1 protein-coding gene is annotated in these 2,030 nt (G+C 74.2%); it reads left to right on the forward strand.

Annotation, left to right across the window (positions count from 1 at the left end; translation table 11 throughout):
- Positions 1–2,030 (forward strand): sensor histidine kinase (locus tag AB0J52_RS37930; protein WP_500187822.1); only part of this gene is annotated, 2,030 nt, incomplete at both ends.

Consider the following 2,030-nt stretch of genomic DNA (forward strand, 5'->3'; position numbering starts at 1 on the left):
GCGAGAGCGAGGTCGACTCGGCCGCAGCGGCCGCCCGCCGCGCCGCCGTCGACCTGCGCGGGCAGGGCTCGGCCGGTCTCCGCCTGACCGTCGGGAACGTCGTCAACCGCCTGGAGGGCCTGCGGCCGCTGCGCAAGCTGGCCGAGAAGCTCGACTCCGGCGCGATCATCGACAAGTACTCCGACTTCATCGGCGCCTTCAACGGCTTCCACCAGCTGGTGTCCCAGCAGTCGCAGTCGCCCGACCTGGCCAAGGAGGCCCAGGCCCTCGGCGCGCTGGCGAACGCCAAGGACGCCGCGTCCAAGGAGCGGGCCCTGCTCGGCTCGGCCCTGTGGAACCGCTCCTTCGAGCCCAACGACCTGCAGTCGTTCCAGAACGCGCACGCCGAGCTGGAGACCGCGCTCGACGAGTTCCGCAACTCGGCGACGTCCGGGCAGCTCCGGCTGTACGACGACACCGTCACCGGCCCCGAGCTGGACCGCGCGGAGCTGCTGCGCCTGCAGGCCCTCGCCGCCGTGCAGCGCTCGGCCAAGCTGTCGACGCGCCCGCTGAACTCCAAGGACGCCGCCACCTGGGTGACGAACTCCGGCGCCCGCATGGACCGGATGCGCTCGGTCGAGGCCTCCATCGCCGACGACCTGACCGCGCACGCCGACAAGGCCCGCGACGACGCGACGACCGCCGCCATCCGCGACGGCTCGCTGATGGTCATCGTGCTGGCCGCCGTCCTCGGCCTGCTGATCGTCATGGCCCGCTCGCTGGTCCGCCCGCTGCGCCGCCTGAAGGACGGCGCGCTGGAGATCGCCGGCACCCGGCTGCCCGGCCTGGTCGACCGGCTCCGCGACCCGGAGGCCGCCGCCCAGGGCATCGAGGTCGAACCGATCAACGTCAGCTCCACCGACGAGATCGGCCAGGTGGCCCGCGCCTTCGACGAGGTCCACCGCGAGGCGGTCCGGCTGGCGGCCGACGAGGCCGTCCTGCGAGGCAACATCAACGCGATGTTCGTCAACCTGTCGCGGCGCAGCCAGACCCTCATCGAGCGCCAGCTGCAGCTCATCGAGGAGCTGGAGCAGAGCGAGCGCGACGAGGAGCAGCTGGCGAACCTGTTCCGCCTGGACCACCTCGCCACCCGCATGCGCCGCAACAACGAGAACCTGCTGGTCCTCGGCGGCCAGGACCAGGCCCGCCGGTGGAACCAGCCGGTCCCGTTCATCGACGTCGTCCGCGCCTCGCTGTCGGAGGTCGAGCAGTACGAGCGGGTCGAGGTCCGGGTGCACGGCGACATGACCGTCGCCGGCCCCGTCGTCAACGACCTGGTCCACCTGCTCGCCGAGCTGGTCGAGAACGCCACCGTCTTCTCCGACGGCCGCACCCGGGTCACCGTCTCCGGCCAGCGGCTGAGCGGCGGCGGCGCGATGCTGCAGATCACCGACAACGGCGTGGGCATGACGCCCGACGAGCTGGAGCAGGCCAACTGGCGCCTGGCGAACCCGCCGGTCATCGACTTCTCCGCGGCGCGCCGCATGGGCCTGTTCGTGGTCGGCCGCCTCGCCATCCGGCACGGCATCCGGGTGGAGCTGCGCGCCGCGCAGGGCGGCGGCCTCACCGCGTTCGTCATGCTGCCCGACCACGTGGTCAGCCCGGTCGACAACGCCTCGGTCGGCACCCGCGGCGGCGGCACCGCCCAGCTGGAGGGCGCGCCCGTCCCGGCGCTCGCCGCCCCGACCGCGACCCTCGTCGAGGACCGTCCCGGCGCCGGCTACGACGACCCGAACGGGTCGCGTCCGGGCGCCGACGGCCCCCGCTTCGGCGACAACGGCACCCGCTTCGACGGACGGCCCGGCCTGCGCCGCGGCGACACCGGCCCGATGCCCGCCTTCGACGACCAGCGCGACACCGGCGCCGGCCACGGCGTGGACGACCGCGCCGAGACCCGCACCGGCCCGCGCGGCGGCAACCGCTTCGACGGGTACGCCGACGGCCCCGCCGCCCGGCCCGCCGCCCCCCGCTCCGAACCGGACGACCCGAAC

It is taken from the genome of Spirillospora sp. NPDC049652, from assembly GCF_040675125.1.
GTDB lineage: Bacteria > Actinomycetota > Actinomycetes > Streptosporangiales > Streptosporangiaceae > Spirillospora.